This is a genomic window from Mycobacterium tuberculosis complex sp. N0072, from assembly GCF_030323725.1.
GTDB lineage: Bacteria > Actinomycetota > Actinomycetes > Mycobacteriales > Mycobacteriaceae > Mycobacterium > Mycobacterium tuberculosis.
In genome coordinates this window covers 443,218-462,932 of the sequence record NZ_CP040689.1, presented here as the reverse complement: position 1 = coordinate 462,932, position 19,715 = coordinate 443,218, and the positions used below count along the sequence as shown (strand labels likewise).

The window sequence follows — 19,715 nt, the reverse complement described above, 5'->3', positions numbered from 1 at the left end:
GCGCAGTGCGATTCCGCGTCTGCTCGGCGTGGAAGGTGACTGGGTTGTGACCTGGTCGCATTCTCGGTTCCGGGCCGCCAGCGGATAGGCTAAGCACCGATGGTCCCGCTTTGGTTCACGCTCTCGGCACTGTGCTTCGTCGGTGCCGTGGTGTTGCTGTACGTCGACATCGATCGACGCCGCGGGCGCAGCAGACGCCGCAAGTCGTGGGCGCGATCGCACGGGTTCGACTACGAACGGGAATCCACCGAGATACTCAAGCGCTGGACGCGCGGCGTGATGTCCACAGTTGGCGATGTTGCCGCCCATAACGTGGTGCTGGGTCAGATCCGCGGCGAGGCGGTGTACATCTTCGATCTCGAGGAAGTCGCCACCGTGATCGCGCTGCATCGCAAGGTGGGCACCAATGTCGTGGTCGACCTGCGGCTCAAAGGCCTGAAAGAGCCACGAGAAAGCGACATCTGGCTGCTGGGCGCGATCGGGCCACGGATGGTGTACTCCACCAATCTAGACGCGGCCCGGCGCGCCTGCGATCGGCGGATGGTCACCTTCGCGCACACCGCGCCCGACTGCGCCGAAATCATGTGGAACGAGCAGAACTGGACGCTGGTCAGCATGCCGATTGCCAGCACCCGTGCCCAGTGGGACGAGGGCCTGCGCACCGTGCGCCAATTCAACGACTTGCTGCGCGTGTTGCCGCCGCTGCCGCAGGAGATGCCCCAACAAACCGGGGTGGGACCGCGCGGCGCGGCACCTGGCCGACCCGTGGCCCCGGGCGGCCCCGCGGAGTTACCGCCGCGGCGCGCCCAGCCGGATCCGGCAACCACGGTGCTGCCCGATCCGGCTCGTCGGGCCCCCGAGCCGATCCGCCGCGATGAAGGCCGCTCCGAAGGCGTTCGGCGCCCGCCGCCGGCCGGACGCAACGGCCAGCAGGCCACCAACTACCAACACTGAGACCGCGGATGTCACGCCCGAGGCCACCGCGGTGACGCCGCATGTGATCGGCCTCCCGCGTGGCGGCGTGAGGAGAAGCCGTGGCCGGACCTGACCGCGCAGAGTTGGCTGAGTTGGTGCGCCGGCTGTCGGTGGTGCACGGCCGCGTCACGCTGTCGTCTGGCCGGGAGGCCGACTACTACGTCGACCTGCGTCGCGCCACCTTGCACCATCGGGCGTCCGCGCTGATCGGCCGGCTAATGCGCGAACTCACTGCCGACTGGGACTATTCGGTTGTCGGCGGCCTGACACTCGGGGCCGATCCCGTGGCGACCGCCATCATGCATGCCCCGGGCCGTCCGATCGACGCGTTCGTGGTCCGCAAGTCGGCGAAAGCCCATGGCATGCAGCGACTTATCGAAGGGTCGGAGGTTACCGGGCAGCGGGTGCTGGTGGTAGAGGACACCAGTACCACCGGTAACTCCGCGCTGACGGCGGTGCACGCCGTCCAAGACGTGGGTGGTGAGGTTGTCGGCGTGGCTACCGTGGTGGATCGCGCCACCGGGGCCGCAGAGGCTATCGAAGCCGAGGGACTGCGCTACCGCAGCGTGCTGGGCCTGGCCGATCTGGGGCTGGATTAGGCGTCGGCGGCATCGCTGTGCGCATTCTCGTTGCCTGGGCCACCTGCGGGGCCGTCGTCCTGTCCGGTCTGACGGGCTGCTCGGGTTCGAGTCATTCCGGTCGCACCTACGGCGCCCAGAGCGCCCGGACCGGCGAATCGCTGGCGGTGCTGGGCTGGAACATGTCGGTGTCGAATCTGCGCTGGTCCGGCGACTATGTGCTCATCGACGTGGATGCATCCCCGACGGACCCGCATGCGCCGCACGCCAAGCCCGAAGACATTCGCTTCGGGCTGTACGGCGCGTTGGCCCATCCGATGGAATCCGCTGCGCTCGGCAGCTGCGGCGACGCGATGGCCCACGTGCGCGACGTCGTGTCGCCGCTATCGGCGCCTGCCGGCCGGCTCACCGGCACGGTCTGCCTGGGTCCGCTGAAAGAGCGAAGCGCCGTCCGCGGCGTGTACACGTACTCGCCCCGCGATCGGATCCCGGGTACTGCCGCGGCCTATCCGGCCGCGTTTCCGGTGGGGATGCTGCCGACCAATCAAAACGACGCCGGTCTGGTGGTCAAGACCACCAGCGTCTCGGCTTGGCGCGCCGACGGCATGCAGCTGGGTAAGCCCCAGCTCGGAGATCCGGTGGCGTTCACCGGTAATGGCTACATGCTGCTGGGGCTGGAGGTCGACGCCGTCCCGGATCGGTATCGGGACGACTCCGCTGCCCGCGGCGGTCCCATGATGCTGCTCGCCGCACCGACACTGCCCGGCCGCGGACTGAGCCCGGCGTGCGCGACGTATGGATCCTCGGTGCTGATCCTTCCTGACGCGCTACTGGACGCGGTCCACATTAGCGCGTCGCTGTGTACGCAGGGCGAGATCAACGAGGCGTTGCTGTACGCGACGGTCGCGACAGTGGGAACCCACGCCGCGTTGTGGACCTCGCGATGAGTGCGCTTGGGCCCGGGCCTACGGAATGGGGCGCGCCGACCGGCGGCGTGGGGCCCTGGGCAGGCGACCTCCCGGACGACCCCCGATACGACCCGGTGTTGTTGCGCGACGGCGATGCTCGCAACGTCGTCGACGCCTACCGGTACTGGACCCGAGAGGCGATCATCGCCGACATCGATACGCGCCGTCACCCCTTGCACGTGGCGATCGAGAACTTCGGACACGATGCCAATATCGGCTCGGTGGTGCGCACCGCCAATGCATTCGCCGTGCACACCGTGCACATCGTCGGGCGTCGGCGGTGGAATCGGCGCGGCGCCATGGTGACCGACCGCTATCAGCGGTTATGCCACCACGACAGCACCACCGGGCTGCTGGAGTTCGCGGCGGGCGCCGGCTTGACTGTGGTGGCGGTGGACAACGTCCCGGGTGCGGCGCGCCTGGAGCAGACCGCGTTGCCGCGGGAATGCCTGCTGTTATTCGGCCAGGAAGGGCCCGGCATTACCGACGACGCCCGTGCCGGCGCGGCGGTCACGGTGTCGATCGCCCAGTTCGGGTCGACGCGAAGCATTAACGCCGGCGTGGCCGCCGGAATCGCGATGCACGCCTGGATACGGCAGCACGCGGACCTGGGCCGCGCCTGGTAGGCCTCGGCGAGCAGACACAAAATCGCACGAATCAACCGCAAACCGTGCGATTTTGCGTCTGCTCGCCGGCCCGTGCTAGCGCGGTTGCGCCGGCCTCATCTTGAACGACACTTCGAGCTTGATGCGGTAGGTGATCTTGCCGGCGCTGTCCACGGCCATGTCCTGCTCAATGACCCGAGCGACGCGGATGTCATCGACGCTATCCCGCGCCCGCTGGACCGCCTCCGCCGCCGCCTGTTCCCAGGATGTGGGGCTGGTCCCGATGATGTCGATCACCTTGTACACACTCATGGGGGTAAAGCGTATAGCTTCTTCGATCCGAGAAAGTTGGCGCGTCGATTCGTCTAGCCCGCCGAGCCCGCGTCCGCTCTCGGTTGTGAGCGAGCCCGGTGATGCGGTGATTTTCGGGTCAGCCGGGTGCGCCGGGCTTGCCCACTGCGCCGCGTTCTCCGCTGTTGCCGGGGTCGCCGGCGTTGCCGTTTATGGACCCGCTTGCTCCAGCATCGCCACCTTCGCCACCGGCGCCGGTGGCCCCGCCGCTACCGCCGTCGCCGCCGGCCCCGCCGCTGCCGATCAACCCCGCGGAGCCACCGTTACCGTCCGCATTCCCGGCCTCCCAGCGGCCCGACACCACCACACCCTCAGCCGCGCTGGATCACGGTTCAACGGGCAACAGGCACCAAAGGCTCCAGCGCACGATGCACAGTGAACCTTGCACCTGGGCCGCACCCTGTGGTATGGAACGAGCAAGCGCTGATCGCACGCAGTAGGCGTACGGCGATAGCCTCAACGCTCCTGTGCGACAAGGGAACTGGCTAATCCTCGCAGCCGGGCCCCGTCAACGGGCGGACCGGCGCGCCGAGCCTTTCAAGTCGAAGTAGCTAGCTCCACAGGGTGACGTGGACCTTTGGGCGGAACCGCGTCACCCCGACCCCGCTGCCCCGGATCATCGCCTGAATACACCTCGGGGTGCTGATGAAGCCAACAAGCTCGGAGACGGCGGGTTGGCGGGCCGAAGGCGCCAATGTCGCCACACACCACTCGCCGGCGCGATCCAGCCCAGGACCGGTCACGTGCACCAACCGTCCGGCGGCAAGATCCTTGGCGACCGCAAAGCCAATGGCCAGCGTGGCGCCCCCGACGCGCATGACCTCCTCCAGCGCGGCGGCATCGCTCTGGAAGATCCGTTGCTGGGACTCCGGAATCGCCAAGCCGCGCAACATGGTTGCGATCTCACCATCTACGCTGCCGGCGGACGGACCCAACATCCATTGCTGGTGACGCAACAGCGCGGGCATCGGAATGCCTGCGGCCAGTGGGCTATTCGGCGCGACGACGGTGATGATCTGATACTTCAGGAAGGGCCGTAGAAAGATCGAGCCGTCGGAACCGATCGAGCTCTCACTGGCCGGGCCGATCGCGATGTCGACGGCGCGCGAGCAGATCAGTTCGCGGAACCGGCTGGTGGGATGCACGCTCAACTCGACCGAAAGGTCGTCGGCCCGAGACGAGAAGAGCTCGATCAGGCCCGGCGCGGCGTGTTCGGCGAAGGCGCTGGAGGCGGCGATGCGCAGCAACCGACGCCCGTGGGCGGCCTCGGTGACCTCGATCGCGGTTTGTTGTTGCAGGCCCAGGATTTCGACCGCGCGGCTGGCCAGCCGCAGCCCGCCGGGCGTGAACGCCAGCCCGGCACCGGTCCTGGTAAACAGCGGGTCGTCGAGTTCCTTGCGCAGCGCCGCGACGTGCATGGAGACTCCGGCGTCGGAAAGACCGAGTTCCGCGGCGGCCGCCCGTACCGAGCCCAGGCGAACCACCGCCGAATAGGCCCGAAGTTGAGCCGGGGTCATGCACTGAAGCCTACTTTGGGAAGCGTGCGTGAAGTGCTTGCCGAGCTGATGGCGATCTGGGCCGCCGGTGACACCGCGGGGGTCGCGACGGTGGTGCGAACCTTGCGGTCAGCGCCGCGGCCCCCGGGGGCCGCGATGGTGGTAGCCCCGGACGGTTCGGTAAGTGGGTCGGTGTCGGGCGGCTGCGTGGAGGGTGCGGTATATGAGCTGGCCGCCGAGGTGGCCCAAACCGGGATACCGCGGCTGGAACACTACGGAGTCAGCGACGATACCGCATTCGCGGTAGGCCTGACCTGTGGCGGCATCATCGACGTCTTCGTCGAGCCCGTATCGCGGGCCACGTTTCCCGAGCTGGGCGAGCTGGCCGACGACATCGGCGCGCAACGCCCGGTCGCCATCGCGACCGTCATCGCCCATCCGGACGAGCGGCGGGTGGGTCGCCGACTGGTGATCCGGCCCGACACAAAGAGCCCCGTGACGGGTTCGCTGGGTTCGGCGCGTGCCGATGCGGCGGTTATCGACGATGCGCGGGGTCTGCTCGCGGTGGGCCGCAGCGAGATCCTCGAATATGGGCCCGATGGGCAGCGGCGTGGCGAGGGCATGGAGGTCTTCGTGTCCAGCCACGCGCCGCGCCCGCGGATGCTGGTGTTCGGTGCCATCGACTTCGCCGCCGCGCTGGCGCGGCAGGGTTCGTTCCTCGGCTACCGGGTCACCGTCTGCGACGCCCGCGCGGTATTCGCCACGCCAGCGCGCTTTCCGACGGCCGATGACGTCGTCGTCGCATGGCCCCACCGCTATCTGGCTGCCCAGGCGGAGGCGGGTGGTATCGACGAGCGCACGGTGATCTGCGTGCTCACCCACGATCCGAAGTTCGACGTCCCGGTGCTCGAGGTGGCGCTGCGCCTGGGTGTCGGATACGTGGGGGCGATGGGATCACGCAAGACGCACGACGACCGGATGGATCGGCTACGCGCGGCGGGCCTGACCGACGCCGAGCTGAGCCGGTTGTCCAGCCCGATCGGGCTGGATCTCGGTGCCCGAACCCCCGAGGAGACCGCGGTCTCGATCGCGGCCGACATCATCGCCCGACGTTGGGGCGGAGGGGGACGCCCGCTGGCCGATATTGCCGGACGGATCCACCATGATGCGCAGGTAGCGGGCGAGTTCAAGGATTACTTAACTCGACATTGACGCCCTTTTCGCGGGCGGCCGACACTGGGGCGCATGCAAGTACCTGGGCCTTTCGAATACGAACGTGCCACCAGCGTGGACCACGCCATCGGATTGTTGGATCGGTTGGGGGAGGGAGCGCGGGTGGTCGCCGGCGGGCACAGCCTGCTGCCGATGATGAAGCTGCGCATCGCCAACCCCGAGTACCTCGTGGACATCAACGACCTGGCCCCCGAACTCGGCTACGTCGTGGTCGGCGGAATCAACAATCCCAACCTGGTTCGGCTGGGTGCGATGACCCGCCATCGAGAGATTCTGGACTCCGATGCGCTGGCGGCGGTGTGCCCGATCTTCCGCGATGCCGAGCGGGTGATCGCCGACCCGGTGGTCCGCAACCGCGGCACCCTGGGCGGTTCGCTCTGCCAGGCGGATCCGGCCGAGGACCTGTCGACCGTGTGCACCGTTCTGGATGCGGTGTGCCTGGCGAAAGGGCCCTCGGGTGAACGTGAGATAGCGATCGACGACTTCCTGGTCGGGCCGTACGAAACCGCGCTCGCCCACAACGAGGTCCTAATTGAGGTGCGGATTCCGCTGCGGCACAACACCTCCAGCGCGTACGCCAAGGTGGAACGGCGGGTCGGCGACTGGGCCATCACCGCGGCCGGTGCCGCGGTCACGCTCGACGGCCAGACGATCCTCGCCGCTCGGGTGGGTTTGACCGCGGTGAATCCCGACCCGGTCGCGCTGGCGGAGCTGTCCGCGGGACTGGTCGGCCAACCCGCTACCGAAGAGGTGTTCGCTGAGGCGGGCCGGCGCGCCGCGCAAGCTTGCACGCCGGTGACCGACGTCCGCGGCACCGCGGAGTACAAGCGGCACCTCGCCGGTGAACTGACCGTTCGCACGCTGCGCACCGCCGCCGGGCGCGTGCTCGGCGCGCCGGCGGCCCCCGAGGCCTGAGAGGGAAACCAACCATGCAGGTGAACATGACGGTAAACGGCGAGCCCGTCACCGCCGAGGTCGAACCCCGGATGCTGCTGGTCCATTTTCTCCGTGATCAGCTGCGGCTCACCGGAACTCACTGGGGCTGTGATACCAGCAACTGCGGGACATGCGTGGTGGAGGTCGACGGCGTGCCGGTGAAATCCTGCACGATGCTCGCCGTGATGGCCTCCGGGCACAGCATCCGCACGGTAGAGGGCTTGGCTGGGCCCGACGGCCAGCTCGACCCGGTGCAGGAAGGGTTCATGCGCTGCCACGGGCTGCAATGCGGCTTCTGCACCCCGGGAATGCTGATTACCGCGCGCGCCCTGCTGGACCGCAACCCGGATCCCGACGAGCAGACCATCCGGGAAGCGATCTCGGGGCAGATCTGCCGGTGCACCGGATACACCACGATCGTGCGCTCCATTCAGTGGGCGGCAGCGCACCAGACCGTAAAGGCGCAGTCATGACAACGATCGAGTCACGCCCTCCGTCGCCGGAAGACCTAGCCGACAACGCTCAGCAGCCGTGCGGGCACGGCCGGATGATGCGCAAAGAGGACCCGCGATTCATCCGCGGGCGCGGAACCTACGTCGACGACGTCGCGCTGCCGGGCATGTTGCATCTGGCCATCCTGCGTTCGCCGTATGCGCATGCCCGCATCGTGCGCATCGATGTGACTGCCGCGCAGGCACATCCGAAAGTCAAGGCCGTGGTGACCGGCGCCGATCTGGCCGCCAAGGGCCTGGCTTGGATGCCGACACTAGCCAACGACGTACAAGCCGTGCTGGCCACCGACAAGACGCGCTTCCAGGGCCAAGAGGTGGCGTTCGTGGTTGCCGAGGACCGGTATTCGGCCCGCGATGCATGCGAGTTGGTCGACGTCGACTACGAACCGCGGGATCCCGTCGTGGATGCCCGCACGGCGCTGGACCCGTCGGCGCCGGTCATCCGCACCGATCTGGAGGGAAAGAGCGACAATCACATCTTCGACTGGGAGACCGGCGACGCGGCGGCGACCGAGGCGGTGTTCGCCAAGGCCGACGTCGTTGTCCAGCAGGAGATCGTCTACCCGCGGGTGCACCCGGCGCCGATGGAAACCTGTGGCGCGGTGGCCGATCTAGATCCGGTCACCGGAAAGCTGACGCTGTGGACCACCAGCCAGGCGCCGCACGCGCATCGCACGCTATACGCGCTGGTGGCCGGGTTGCCCGAACACAAGATTCGGGTGATCTCGCCCGACATCGGCGGCGGCTTCGGCAACAAGGTGCCGATCTATCCCGGTTATGTCTGTGCCATTGTCGCGTCGCTGCTGCTGGACAAGCCGGTCAAATGGATGGAGGACCGCAGCGAGAACCTGACGTCCACCGGATTCGCCCGCGACTACATCATGGTCGGCGAGATTGCCGCCAACCGTGACGGCAAGATCCTGGCGATCCGGTCCAATGTGCTGGCCGACCATGGTGCGTTTAACGCCCAGGCCGCGCCGGCGAAGTACCCAGCCGGGTTCTTCGGGGTGTTCACCGGCAGCTACGACATCGAGGCCGCCTACTGTCACATGACCGCGGTGTATACCAACAAGGCGCCCGGCGGGGTCGCCTACGCGTGTTCGTTCCGCATCACCGAAGCGGTCTACTTCGTCGAGCGGCTGGTGGACTGCCTGGCCTTCGAGCTGAAGATGGATCCAGCCGAGCTGCGCTTGCGGAATCTATTGCGGCCCAACCAGTTTCCGTATCAGAGCAAGACTGGTTGGGTGTACGACTCGGGCGACTACGAGACCACAATGCGTAAGGCGATGAACATGATCGGCTACGAGGCGTTACGCGCCGAACAAAAGCAGCGGCGAGCGCGCGGCGAGCTGATGGGCATCGGGATGTCATTTTTCACCGAGGCCGTGGGCGCCGGGCCGCGCAAGGACATGGACATCCTCGGCCTGGGCATGGCCGACGGCTGCGAGCTGCGCGTGCACCCGACGGGCAAAGCCGTGCTGCGGCTTTCGGTTCAGACCCAGGGCCAGGGCCACGAGACGACGTTCGCGCAGATCGTCGCCGAGGAGCTGGGGATTGCGCCCGACGACATCGAGGTGGTGCACGGCGACACCGACCAGACACCGTTCGGGTTGGGCACCTACGGCAGCCGGTCCACACCCGTCTCGGGTGGTGCCGCGGCGCTGGTCGCCCGCAAGGTGCGCGACAAGGCCAAGATCATCGCCTCGGGCATGCTCGAGGTTTCGGTCGCCGACTTACAGTGGGAGAAAGGGAAGTTCCACGTCAAGGGTGACCCGTCGGCCGCGGTGACCATCGCCGACATCGCGATGCGCGCGCACGGCGCCGGCGATCTGCCCGAGGGCATCGAGGGCGGGCTGGATGCCGAGGTCTGCTACAACCCGTCGAATCTGACCTACCCGTACGGCGCCTACTTCTGTGTGGTCGACATCGACCCGGGCACCGCGGTGGTGAAGGTGCGGCGCTTTTTGGCCGTCGATGATTGCGGAACCCGGATCAACCCGATGATCATCGAGGGTCAGGTACACGGCGGCATCGTCGACGGCATCGGCATGGCGCTGATGGAGATGATTGCCTTCGACGAGGACGGCAACTGTCTGGGCGGATCGTTGATGGACTACCTGATCCCGACCGCGCTCGAGGTGCCACACCTAGAGACCGGGCACACCGTGACCCCGTCGCCGCATCACCCGATCGGCGCCAAGGGCATCGGTGAGTCGGCCACGGTGGGTTCCCCGCCGGCGGTGGTGAACGCGGTGGTGGATGCGTTGGCGCCGTTCGGGGTTCGGCACGCCGACATGCCGTTGACGCCGTCGCGGGTCTGGGAGGCCATGCAGGGCCGGGCCACACCACCGATCTAGGGGAGCTCGAGGGCGTCGATGTCCATCAGTGACCGGGCCGCACAGCTGGTGGCCGCGCGGACACCGTTCGTGCGCGCGACCGTGGTGCGGGCCCAGCAGCCCACGTCGGCCCGCCCGGGCGATGAGGCAATCCTGTTGGCGGACGGCACCATCGAGGGCTTTGTCGGCGGCCACTGCGCGCAGAACTCGGTCCGCAAGGCGGCGATGGGCGTGTTGCAGGCCGGCGAGAGCGTGCTGCTGCGCGTGCTGCCCGACGGTGACGTGCACTTCCCGGAAGCTCCCGGGGCGTGTGTGGTGGTCAACCCGTGCCTGGCCGGCGGATCCCTGGAGATCTTCCTGACCCCGCAGCTGCCGGCCCCGCTGATCCAGATTTACGGCGAAACCCCGATCGCCGACGCGTTGATCGAACTGTGCGGCCTGTTGGGCTACGACGCGCGCCGCGACACCGATCCGGCCGACACCGACGCCTTGCCAACTGCGATTGTGATCGCCAGCCACGGCGGGCCCGAAGCCGAAATCATCCGCACGGCGCTGGATAACGGCGTTGGGTATGTCGGGCTGGTGGCCAGCACGGTACGCGGCGCGTCCATCCTGGATTCGCTGGACCTGTCCGATGCCGAGCGGGCCCGGGTGCATACCCCGGTCGGATTGGCCATCGGCGCCAAAACTCCGGCGGAGATCGCGGTGTCGATTGCGGCGGAACTGATCGCCACGCTGCGCGGCGGCGGCCCCAGAGGCCGGAAGGCGTTGGCGGACGAGAACGGCGGCGCATGACCGCGACCCAGATCACCGGTGTGGTACTCGCCGCCGGGCGCTCCAACCGGTTGGGCACGCCCAAACAGCTACTGCCATATCGGGATACCACGGTGCTTGGGGCCACCCTCGACGTTGCCCGGCAAGCCGGATTCGACCAGCTGATCCTCACCCTGGGCGGTGCGGCGTCGGCGGTGCGTGCCGCGATGGCGCTGGACGGGACCGACGTGGTGGTCGTCGAGGATGTCGAGCGCGGGTGTGCGGCATCGCTGCGCGTCGCGTTGGCACGGGTGCATCCGCGGGCCACCGGGATCGTGCTGATGCTGGGCGACCAGCCTCAGGTGGCGCCGGCGACACTGCGGCGGATCATCGACGTCGGGCCGGCCACCGAGATCATGGTGTGCCGCTACGCCGACGGCGTCGGGCATCCATTCTGGTTTAGCCGCACCGTGTTCGGCGAACTCGCGCGACTGCACGGCGACAAGGGTGTCTGGAAGCTGGTGCACTCCGGCCGCCACCCAGTGCGCGAACTCGCCGTGGACGGCTGCGTGCCGCTTGACGTGGACACCTGGGACGACTACCGACGGCTGCTGGAATCGGTGCCCTCGTGACCTTCGCAAGTCCCGACGACGTGATCCGCCGGTTCGACGAACAGAACTACCTGCTGGATACCGGCACGGCGTCGGCAATCTATCTGGCGGTTACGCTGGGCAGGCCGCTGTTGTTGGAGGGTGAGCCCGGTGTTGGCAAGACAACAGCCGCGAAAACCCTTGCAGTCGTGTTGGATACCACGCTGATCCGGCTGCAATGCTATGAAGGGCTGACGGCCAACGAGGCGCTCTACGACTGGAACTACCAACGCCAGCTATTGTCCATCAGGCTGGCCGAGGCGCGCGGCAAGGGTATCTCAGACATATCGGAAGCGGATCTGTACACCGAGGCGTATCTGGTGGACCGGCCCATCCTGCGGTGCGTGCGGCACCGCGGACCGACCCCTCCAGTGCTGCTCATCGATGAAATCGACCGGGCCGACGACGAATTCGAGGCGTTACTGCTGGAGTTCCTTGGTGAGTCCGCGGTGACCGTTCCCGAGCTGGGCACTTTCCTCGCGGAGTGCCCGCCGATGGCGGTGCTCACGTCCAACCGCAGCCGTGACCTGCACGACGCACTGCGGCGGCGCTGCCTCTACCACTGGATCGACTACCCGGAGCCGGACCGGGCGGCCGCGATCGTGCGCCGCACGGTGCCCGGGGCTACCGCGCCGTTGATCGAGAACGCCACTCAATTCGTTTGCACTGCACGGGATCTCGATCTGGACAAGCCACCCGGTGTGGCCGAGACTATCGACTGGGTGGCGGCTTTGGTGGCACTCGGGGTCGCAGACCTCACCGCAGCGGATTCGAGTCCCGCTCTGGCCAGCCTTGGGGCCCTGGCCAAAACGCCCGACGACCGTACGCAGATTCGCGATGCGTACCAAGCTTTTACTGAGTGCAGCCACGCATGAGAGGACGCACAGGATGAAGATCGCCAACGAGTTCACCGTCAGCGCTCCGATCGAGCAGGCCTGGAGCAGGCTATGCGACCTGGAGCAGATGATTCCGCTGATGCCTGGAGCCCAGTTGATCGGCCATGAGGGCGACGAGTACCTCGGTAAGGTCAAGGTCAAGGTTGGGCCGGTCACCAGCGAGTTCAGCGGCAAGGTGCACTTTGTCGAGCAGGACCGCAACCAGCACCGCGCCGTTTTCGACGCCAAAGGCAAGGAGGCGCGCGGTACCGGCAACGCGGCCGCCACGGTCGCTGCCCAGCTGCACGAGGTCGGAGAGCGTACCCGCGTCACCGTCGACACCGATCTGAAGATTGTCGGCAAACTGGCGCAATTCGGCAGTGGCATGCTGCAGCAGGTGTCGGAGAAGCTGCTGGGCCAGTTCGTGGATTCGCTAGAAGCCGAGCTCGCGGCCCAGAGTTCAGAAAGCCCGCAAGGCACACCCCCTGCTACCGAAGCGGCGCCCATCGACTTGCTGCAGCTGGCCGACGGCGGCCAGCTCAAAAAGTACGGTTCGGCGCTGCTGGCGGCGCTGACCGTGCTGCTGCTGATCTGGGTGCTGCGCCGGCGGCGATGAATGGGATGGCCACCCCTGCACTGTTGCCGGGCGTCGACCTCGCGGCGTTCGCGGCAGCGCTGGCAGCGCGCCTTCGCGACGCCGGGATACCGGTGTCCGCCAGCGGTCAAGCGAGTTTGGTGCAGGCGTTGCAGCAGTTGGTGCCGCGTACGCCGGCGGCGCTGTATTGGGGCGCGCGGTTGACCCTGGTCAGCCGTGTAGACGAACTGGCCACGTTCGATGCGGTATTCGCTTCGCTGTTCGGGGTATTTGGCAGCGCCGAACCCGACGGTGCCAACCGCCCACCACCGCCCATTGCAGGCCCGCGCACACCGGTGGCCGGCGTCGGGCACCGCGCCAAGCGGCGATCTTGTGCCGCCCAAGCCCAGAATCTGCCCTGGGATACTCGCTCGCTGACGATGGCCAGCGCCGGTCAGGGCGGACCCAGCCGCACACTGCCCGATGTCCTGCCCAGCCGCATTGTCGCCCGGGCCGACGAGCCATTCGACCAGTTCGATCCCGACGATCTGCGTCTGCTCGGCGCCTGGCTGGAGGCCACGATGGCGCGCTGGCCGCGGCGGCGCAGCATGCGATTCGAGTCCAGCCCGCACGGCAAGCGCATCGACCTGCGGGCGACGATGAACGCGTCGCGGTCGACTGGCTGGGAGTCGGTGCTGTTGGCACGGATCCGGCCCCGCCGACGCCCCAGGCGGGTGCTCCTGCTCTGCGATGTGAGCCGCTCGATGCAGCCCTACGCCGCCATCTATCTGCATCTGATGCGGGCGGCGGTGCTGCGCCGGGCAGGGGGCCACCCGGAGGTTTTCGCGTTTTCGACGTCGCTGACTCGACTTACCTCGGTGCTGTCTCATCGCTCGGCCGAGATAGCGCTACATCGGGCCAACGCTAGGGTGACCGACCGCTACGGCGGTACGTTCATCGGCCGTAGTGTCGCCGCCCTGCTGGCCCCGCCGCATGGCAACGCGTTACGCGGCGCGGTGGTGATCATCGCCTCCGACGGCTGGGACAGCGATCCGCCCGACGTGTTGGTGCACGCACTGACCAGGGTGCGTCGCCGCGCCGAGTTGCTGGTCTGGCTGAACCCTCGCGCGGCACATCCGGAGTTCCAGCCGCGTGCCGGTTCGATGGCGGCGGCGCTGCCCTATTGCGACCTGTTCCTGCCGGCGCACTCGCTGGCCGGCCTGCACCAGTTGCTGCTGGCGCTGGCCGGTGCCCGCTAGCCGTGTGCGCCCCTCACCACAGCTCGGTGTAGCACTTTGCTATAAGCTGTAACAGATCGCTACACCCGAGGAGAGATGTCGTGCCCAAAGCCGTCGACCGCGTCACGCGCGTCGCCGCGGATCTGGTGGACAGCGCGGCGGCCGAGGGTGCTCGTCAGAGCCGTTCGGCCAAGCAGCAGCTCGACCACTGGGCCCGCGTCGGTCGGGCGGTGTCGAACCAGCACACGGCGTCGCGGCGCCGCGTGGAAGCTGCGCTCGCGGGGCATCTGCCGATGACGGACCTGACGCTGGAGGAGGGCGTGGTGTTCAACGCCGAGATCTCCGCAGCTATCGAGGAGCGCCTGTCGCGAACCAACTACGGCGACGTGCTCGCCGCGCAGGGCATCACCACGGTCGCCCTGAACGACGCGGGCGACATCGTCGAGCACCGGCCAGACGGCACCTCGGTCGTGCTGGCGGCCACGCCGTGATCGCCAGCTCGAAGACAACGCGCCACGCGTGAAGCGGCTCGATCTGGTCGCCGGGCCCAACGGCGCCGGCAAGTCGACGTTCGTCGCCCTCACGCTGGCGCCCTTGCTGCCCGGCATCGTCTTCGTCAACGCCGACGAAATCGCCAAACAACGCTGGCCCGACGACCCAACATCGCACGCCTACCAGGCGGCGCAGGTCGCCGCCGACACCCGCGCGAGGCTCATCGACTTGGGCCGGCCGTTCATTGCCGAGACGGTGTTCTCGCACCCATCGAAGCTCGAGCTCATCCGCACCGCGCGCACGGCCGGCTACACCGTCGTACTGCACGTGTTGGTTATCCCCGAAGGCCTGGCGGTCGAGCGCGTCAGGCATCGCGTCGCCGCGGGCGGCCACGATGTGCCGGAGACCAAGATCCGCGAGCGTCACCGCCGGCTGGCCGAGCTTGTCGCCCAGGCCATCACGCTGGCCGACGGCGCCACCGTCTATGACAACAGCCGGCTCGCGGGCCCGCGGATCGTCGCTCAGTTCAGCGGGGGTGGCATCATCGGGCGCGCATGCTGGCCTTCGTGGACGCCGCCACCCTTGATGTCACGCTGGAGTAACAGGCCTGAGACGGCGTAAGACAGGCTAGGGCAGGATCGCATTATGAATCTGGCAAACCGGGCAGCCAGCGCCGAAACCGCCGTCACGCAACGGCATCTGAGACGGCTTTGGGCGTTGCCGGGCACCCAGTTGGCGGTGGTGGCTTGGCCGTCAACCCGGCGCGACCGGTTGTTCGGCAGCTGGCACTACTGGTGGCAGGCACACCTGCTGGATTGCCTGGTCGACGCGCAGCTGCGCGACCCGCAGCCGCAGCGGCGCGCCCGGATCAACCGCCAGGTCCGCTCGCACCGGGTCCGCAACAATTTCTCGTGGCTCAACAGCTATTACGACGACATGGCGTGGCTAGCGTTAGCGCTGGAACGTGCCGACCGGGTCGCCGGGGTACGACGCCGGCGCGCACTGCCCAAGCTCACCAACCAGTTCGTCGAAGCCTGGGTGCCCGAGGACGGCGGCGGCATCCCGTGGCGCAAGCAGGACCAGTTCTTCAACGCCCCAGCCAACGGCCCGGCCGGGCTATTCCTGGCCCGCTACCCAGACCAGTACGGGAAAAGGCTCAAGCGCGCAGAACAGATGGCCGACTGGATCGATCGCACGCTGATCGATCCGGAGACACACCTGGTATTCGACGGCATCAAGGCCGGGTCGTTGGTCCGCGCGCAGTACACCTACTGCCAAGGGGTGGTGCTCGGGCTGGAAACCGAGCTGGCGGTGCGCACCGGTCCGGCAGCCAGAGCGCGGCACTGCGCTCGCGTTCATCGCTTGGTCGCGGCCGTCAACGAGCACATGGCTCCATTGGGTGTGTTACGGGGCGCCGGCGGCGGGGACGGTGGCCTGTTCGCGGGGATCACCGCCCGATACCTCGCCTTGGTCGCCACCACGTTGCCGGGCGACTCGGCCGACGACGCCGCCGCCCGCGACACCGCCCGCGCGATAGTGCTGGCTAGCGCGCAATCGGCGTGGGATTACCGGCAAACCGTGGACGGGTTGCCGGTGTTCGGGGCGTTCTGGGATCGCGAAGCCGAGTTGCCCACCGCCGGCGGTGAGCAGGCGCGGTCCGTCCGAGGAGCGGTGCATAGCTCGGCGATTGCCGAGCGAGATCTGTCGGTGCAGCTATCGGGTTGGATGCTGATGGAAGCCGCCCACAGCGCCGCAGCGGTCAGCTCACTCGGGTAACACCAACGGGTCGGGGTCGCTCTGGGGTGCGTTACGCCGCGCCCGGTAGACCCGCGCCGCCGAGACCAGTGCGGGCAACAGTGAGACGAACACGATGGCCAGGATGATGAGCTGAAAGTTCATGTGCACGAACGGGACACTGCCCAAAAAGTAGCCCGCCAACGTCACACCCGCACCCCAGGCGACTCCGCCGACGATGTCGAACCCGAGGAACACCGGATACCGCATGTAGGACACCCCGGCAATGACTGGCACAAAAGTCCGCGCGATCGGCACGAATCGAGCCAGAATTATCGTCCATTTCCCGTACTTCTCAAAAAACGCGTGGGACTCGGTCACATAGTGTTTCTTGAAGAACCGGGAGTCTTCCTTCTTGAACAGCGCCGGCCCGATCCGTCGCCCGATGAAATATGCGGTCTGATCGCCGAGCACCGCGACCAGCGCAACGCACGGGGCGAGCACCCCGATGGTGACCGGTGGTGCCGGGCTAGCGGACAACAGCCCGCCGGTGAACAACAGCGACTCGCCCGGCAGCAGCGGAAACAGCAGACCGGTCTCGATGAAGACGATGATCAAAATCCCGGGCAGCACCGCGGAACCGAATACGCCGTTGGCGCCCAACCAGTACATCGGGTCGAGGATGTCCGGCATGGCCGTCACGGCGGTGCTCATGACGTCCCAACATACCGGCCATCACGCACAGGCCGACAAGCTCGGTTGCGGTGTTGCGATACTGGGTGGATCGGAGTCGTCAGGAGGAACGTTTCATGCCTATCGCAACGCCCGAGGTCTACGCGGAGATGCTCGGTCAGGCCAAACAAAACTCGTACGCTTTCCCGGCTATCAACTGCACCTCCTCGGAAACCGTCAACGCCGCGATCAAAGGTTTCGCCGACGCCGGCAGTGACGGAATCATCCAGTTCTCGACCGGTGGCGCAGAATTCGGCTCCGGCCTCGGGGTCAAAGACATGGTGACCGGTGCGGTCGCCTTGGCGGAGTTCACCCACGTTATCGCGGCCAAGTACCCGGTCAACGTGGCGCTGCACACCGACCACTGCCCCAAGGACAAGTTGGACAGCTATGTCCGGCCCTTGCTGGCGATCTCGGCGCAACGCGTGAGCAAAGGTGGCAATCCTTTGTTCCAGTCGCACATGTGGGACGGCTCGGCAGTGCCAATCGATGAGAACCTGGCCATCGCCCAGGAGCTGCTCAAGGCGGCGGCGGCCGCCAAGATCATTCTGGAGATCGAGATCGGCGTCGTCGGCGGCGAAGAGGACGGCGTGGCGAACGAGATCAACGAGAAGCTGTACACCAGCCCGGAGGACTTCGAGAAAACCATCGAGGCGCTGGGCGCCGGTGAGCACGGCAAATACCTGCTGGCCGCGACGTTCGGCAACGTGCATGGCGTCTACAAGCCCGGCAACGTCAAGCTTCGCCCCGACATCCTTGCGCAAGGGCAACAGGTGGCGGCGGCCAAGCTCGGACTGCCGGCCGACGCCAAGCCGTTCGACTTCGTGTTCCACGGCGGCTCGGGTTCGCTTAAGTCGGAGATCGAGGAGGCGCTGCGCTACGGCGTGGTGAAGATGAACGTCGACACCGACACCCAGTACGCGTTCACCCGCCCGATCGCCGGTCACATGTTCACCAACTACGACGGAGTGCTCAAGGTCGATGGCGAGGTGGGTGTCAAGAAGGTCTACGACCCGCGCAGCTACCTCAAGAAGGCCGAAGCTTCGATGAGCCAGCGGGTCGTTCAGGCGTGCAATGACCTGCACTGCGCCGGAAAGTCCCTAACCCACTAAACCGGGGCCGCTCACAAGCCGTGCAGCTCGGTCAGCGTCAGGTGCGCGACCAGGAAGTAGATGAGCAGACCCGTGCCGTCAACGATGGTGGCGATCATCGGCCCCGAAACGATGGCCGGGTCGATGCGCAACTTCTTCAGCAGCGGCGGAAGGACGGCAGCCACCAGCGACGACCACACCACGATGGCGGCCACCGTCAGCGCGACCGTCAGGGTCACCTGCGGGCCCACGCCCAATGTCCAGGCGCGCACCACCGCGGCGGCGGCCATAGTGAGGCCGACCAGCACACCGGTTGACAGCTCCTTGGCTAACACCGCAGGCACATCGCGAAACCGGACCTGACCGGTGGCCATCGCGCGGACCAGAGTGGTGGCGATCTGGGTGCCGGTGTTGCCGCCGGTGCCGATCAGCAGTGGGATGAAGAACGCGAGCGCTATCACCGCCTCCATTTCGTCGGAGAACGCCCGCAGGACGCTGCCGGTGTAGGCCTCGGCAGCAAAAAGTACCAGGAGCCAGACGACCCGCTTGCGCCATAGCAGCCACGGCGACGCCCGCAGGTAGGGCACCTCGAGCGGGGCCGACCCACCCTGGCGCTCGGCGTCTTCGGTTGCTTCCTCCTCGGCAATGTCGATGGCTTCGTCTTCGGCGATGATGCCCAGTAGCCGGTTGTCGGCATCGACGACGGGAACCGCCATCAGGTTGTGGCCCATGATTGTCTGCGCCGCGAGCTCCTTGTCAGTCAACGGCGACACGACGATGAGGTCGTCACCCATCAGCTCACGGACTCGCTGTTCGGGATTGGCCAGCACCAGGGCGCGAAAGGCGATCACACCCAGCAGGTGGGAGTCGGCGTCTGTCACATAGACGTAGGCGGTGGTTCGTGCATCGCTGCGCAGGCCCGAGGCGCGTTCCCGCACGCTGGCGACGGCCTGCGACACCGTCATGTTCGGGCGTACGGTCAGCGTTTCGGGCACCATGTGGGCCGCGGCGCAGTCCTCCGGCCAGCTCAACAAGCCACGCAGCACCATCGCCCGCTCCAGCGGTAGCAACGTCAGCAGCGCCTCCCGCTTGGGCTCCTTGAATTCGCGCAGGATGTTGGCGGCGTGGTCGGAGTCGAGGGCCTCGAGGAAGGTGGCGGCCAGCGACGGATCCATCGCGTGCAGTGCCTCTGCGGCCAGCTTGTCGTCGATCGACTCGAATAGCTCGACGGCGTTGGTGCCGTCGAGCAGTGGGCCAAGCTTTCCGAGTTCGGCTTTGGATAACGACCCGAGTTCGCGGGCGCGATCCGGCAGCTCGGTGACGACGTCGAGCCACAAATCGACGGCTTTCGGGGTGCCGATACCGATGACGTGGCGGATGTCGAGTGTTGAGTTCTCGGCGGGGCGGATGCTCACCTGGCGATCACCTGCCTCTCGTTGACGATCGAGACGCTATGCCGCCGTCTCTGCGGGAACAGGCCGCCAGTACATTGCCACAGACGGGATCCAGCCGCATTTCGGCTACGGTTGCTCGTTTCGGTGTTCGGACTAGTCGGTCCTGGTGACGTGCCGGTGGTGCGGACCGGT

22 protein-coding genes are annotated in these 19,715 nt (G+C 67.2%); 17 read left to right on the top strand and 5 right to left on the bottom strand.

The features are described 5' to 3' along the window. Positions 1-99 precede the first annotated feature (99 nt). The 4 genes from ttfA to FF952_RS02005 all read left to right on the top strand — a co-directional run bounded on the left by ttfA (position 100) and on the right by FF952_RS02005 (position 3,147). The gene (ttfA, locus tag FF952_RS02020; RefSeq protein ID WP_003401897.1) at positions 100-954 is read left to right on the top strand and encodes a trehalose monomycolate transport factor TtfA; all 855 of its coding nucleotides are present in this window, start codon (positions 100-102) and stop codon (positions 952-954) included. A gap of 80 nt (positions 955-1,034) precedes the next feature. Next, complete coding sequence (gene pyrE, locus FF952_RS02015; RefSeq protein ID WP_003401894.1) at positions 1,035-1,574, top strand: orotate phosphoribosyltransferase; 540 nt, start codon at positions 1,035-1,037, stop codon at positions 1,572-1,574. A gap of 17 nt (positions 1,575-1,591) precedes the next feature. Further along, positions 1,592-2,500: a hypothetical protein gene (locus FF952_RS02010; protein ID WP_003401890.1), complete on the top strand. Its 909-nt coding sequence runs from the start codon at positions 1,592-1,594 to the stop codon at positions 2,498-2,500. Then, complete coding sequence (locus tag FF952_RS02005) at positions 2,497-3,147, top strand: TrmH family RNA methyltransferase (protein ID WP_003900914.1); 651 nt, start codon at positions 2,497-2,499, stop codon at positions 3,145-3,147. The genes FF952_RS02010 and FF952_RS02005 overlap by 4 nt, the downstream gene beginning before the upstream one ends. Before the next feature lie 75 nt (positions 3,148-3,222). Here FF952_RS02005 and secE2 read toward each other — a convergent pair whose 3' ends face one another. The 3 genes from secE2 to FF952_RS01990 all read right to left on the bottom strand — a co-directional run bounded on the left by secE2 (position 3,223) and on the right by FF952_RS01990 (position 4,994). Continuing rightward, on the bottom strand, positions 3,223-3,438 hold the full coding sequence (gene secE2 / locus FF952_RS02000) for a calcium dodecin (RefSeq protein ID WP_003401885.1): 216 nt from the start codon (positions 3,436-3,438) through the stop codon (positions 3,223-3,225). 118 nt (positions 3,439-3,556) lie between these two features. Next, positions 3,557-3,778: a hypothetical protein gene (locus FF952_RS01995; RefSeq protein ID WP_003401880.1), complete on the bottom strand. Its 222-nt coding sequence runs from the start codon at positions 3,776-3,778 to the stop codon at positions 3,557-3,559. A gap of 250 nt (positions 3,779-4,028) precedes the next feature. Further along, on the bottom strand, positions 4,029-4,994 hold the full coding sequence (locus tag FF952_RS01990; RefSeq protein WP_003401875.1) for a LysR family transcriptional regulator: 966 nt from the start codon (positions 4,992-4,994) through the stop codon (positions 4,029-4,031). 24 nt (positions 4,995-5,018) lie between these two features. Between FF952_RS01990 and FF952_RS01985 the strand changes: the two genes are divergently transcribed. From FF952_RS01985 to FF952_RS01930, 12 genes are all read left to right on the top strand, one after another. Beyond that, positions 5,019-6,185 (top strand): XdhC family protein, encoded by a 1,167-nt coding sequence (locus FF952_RS01985; protein ID WP_003898420.1) that lies wholly within the window; start codon positions 5,019-5,021, stop codon positions 6,183-6,185. Between the two features lie 33 nt (positions 6,186-6,218). Further along, positions 6,219-7,121 carry an FAD binding domain-containing protein gene (locus FF952_RS01980; protein ID WP_003898419.1) on the top strand — a complete coding sequence of 301 codons (903 nt, stop codon included), beginning with the start codon at positions 6,219-6,221 and terminating at the stop codon, positions 7,119-7,121. A gap of 14 nt (positions 7,122-7,135) precedes the next feature. Then, a complete protein-coding gene (locus tag FF952_RS01975) occupies positions 7,136-7,615 on the top strand; it encodes a (2Fe-2S)-binding protein (RefSeq protein ID WP_003401867.1) in 480 nt (159 codons plus the stop codon). After that, positions 7,612-10,011: an aerobic carbon-monoxide dehydrogenase large subunit gene (locus FF952_RS01970; RefSeq protein ID WP_003900133.1), complete on the top strand. Its 2,400-nt coding sequence runs from the start codon at positions 7,612-7,614 to the stop codon at positions 10,009-10,011. The genes FF952_RS01975 and FF952_RS01970 overlap by 4 nt, the downstream gene beginning before the upstream one ends. An 18-nt stretch (positions 10,012-10,029) precedes the next feature. Then, positions 10,030-10,785 carry an XdhC family protein gene (locus FF952_RS01965; protein ID WP_003401865.1) on the top strand — a complete coding sequence of 252 codons (756 nt, stop codon included), beginning with the start codon at positions 10,030-10,032 and terminating at the stop codon, positions 10,783-10,785. After that, positions 10,782-11,375, top strand: coding sequence for a nucleotidyltransferase family protein (locus tag FF952_RS01960; protein ID WP_003401864.1), 594 nt, complete (start codon positions 10,782-10,784; stop codon positions 11,373-11,375). Before FF952_RS01965 ends, FF952_RS01960 begins: the two co-directional genes overlap by 4 nt. Beyond that, positions 11,372-12,268 carry an AAA family ATPase gene (locus FF952_RS01955; RefSeq protein WP_003902972.1) on the top strand — a complete coding sequence of 299 codons (897 nt, stop codon included), beginning with the start codon at positions 11,372-11,374 and terminating at the stop codon, positions 12,266-12,268. The genes FF952_RS01960 and FF952_RS01955 overlap by 4 nt, the downstream gene beginning before the upstream one ends. Positions 12,269-12,281: 13 nt before the next feature. After that, a complete protein-coding gene (locus FF952_RS01950) occupies positions 12,282-12,884 on the top strand; it encodes an SRPBCC family protein (RefSeq protein ID WP_003898417.1) in 603 nt (200 codons plus the stop codon). A gap of 5 nt (positions 12,885-12,889) precedes the next feature. Next, positions 12,890-14,101 (top strand): vWA domain-containing protein, encoded by a 1,212-nt coding sequence (locus FF952_RS01945; protein ID WP_003904390.1) that lies wholly within the window; start codon positions 12,890-12,892, stop codon positions 14,099-14,101. Positions 14,102-14,181: 80 nt separating this feature from the next. Beyond that, a complete protein-coding gene (locus FF952_RS01940; RefSeq protein ID WP_003401860.1) occupies positions 14,182-14,571 on the top strand; it encodes a TA system antitoxin ParD family protein in 390 nt (129 codons plus the stop codon). 28 nt (positions 14,572-14,599) lie between these two features. Further along, positions 14,600-15,193 (top strand): ATPase, encoded by a 594-nt coding sequence (locus FF952_RS01935; protein WP_003401859.1) that lies wholly within the window; start codon positions 14,600-14,602, stop codon positions 15,191-15,193. Positions 15,194-15,217: 24 nt separating this feature from the next. Further along, entirely contained in the window at positions 15,218-16,348 is a 1,131-nt protein-coding gene (locus FF952_RS01930) for a glycoside hydrolase family 76 protein (protein ID WP_003401858.1), read from the top strand. Here the strand turns inward: FF952_RS01930 and FF952_RS01925 are convergent. Beyond that, on the bottom strand, positions 16,337-17,020 hold the full coding sequence (locus tag FF952_RS01925; RefSeq protein ID WP_003401857.1) for a VTT domain-containing protein: 684 nt from the start codon (positions 17,018-17,020) through the stop codon (positions 16,337-16,339). The genes FF952_RS01930 and FF952_RS01925 overlap by 12 nt on opposite strands. A 95-nt stretch (positions 17,021-17,115) precedes the next feature. Between FF952_RS01925 and fbaA the strand changes: the two genes are divergently transcribed. Then, complete coding sequence (fbaA, locus tag FF952_RS01920) at positions 17,116-18,150, top strand: class II fructose-bisphosphate aldolase (RefSeq protein ID WP_003401856.1); 1,035 nt, start codon at positions 17,116-17,118, stop codon at positions 18,148-18,150. Between the two features lie 11 nt (positions 18,151-18,161). Here fbaA and mgtE read toward each other — a convergent pair whose 3' ends face one another. Next, positions 18,162-19,544 carry a magnesium transporter gene (gene mgtE / locus FF952_RS01915; RefSeq protein WP_003898415.1) on the bottom strand — a complete coding sequence of 461 codons (1,383 nt, stop codon included), beginning with the start codon at positions 19,542-19,544 and terminating at the stop codon, positions 18,162-18,164. Positions 19,545-19,715 lie beyond the last annotated feature (171 nt).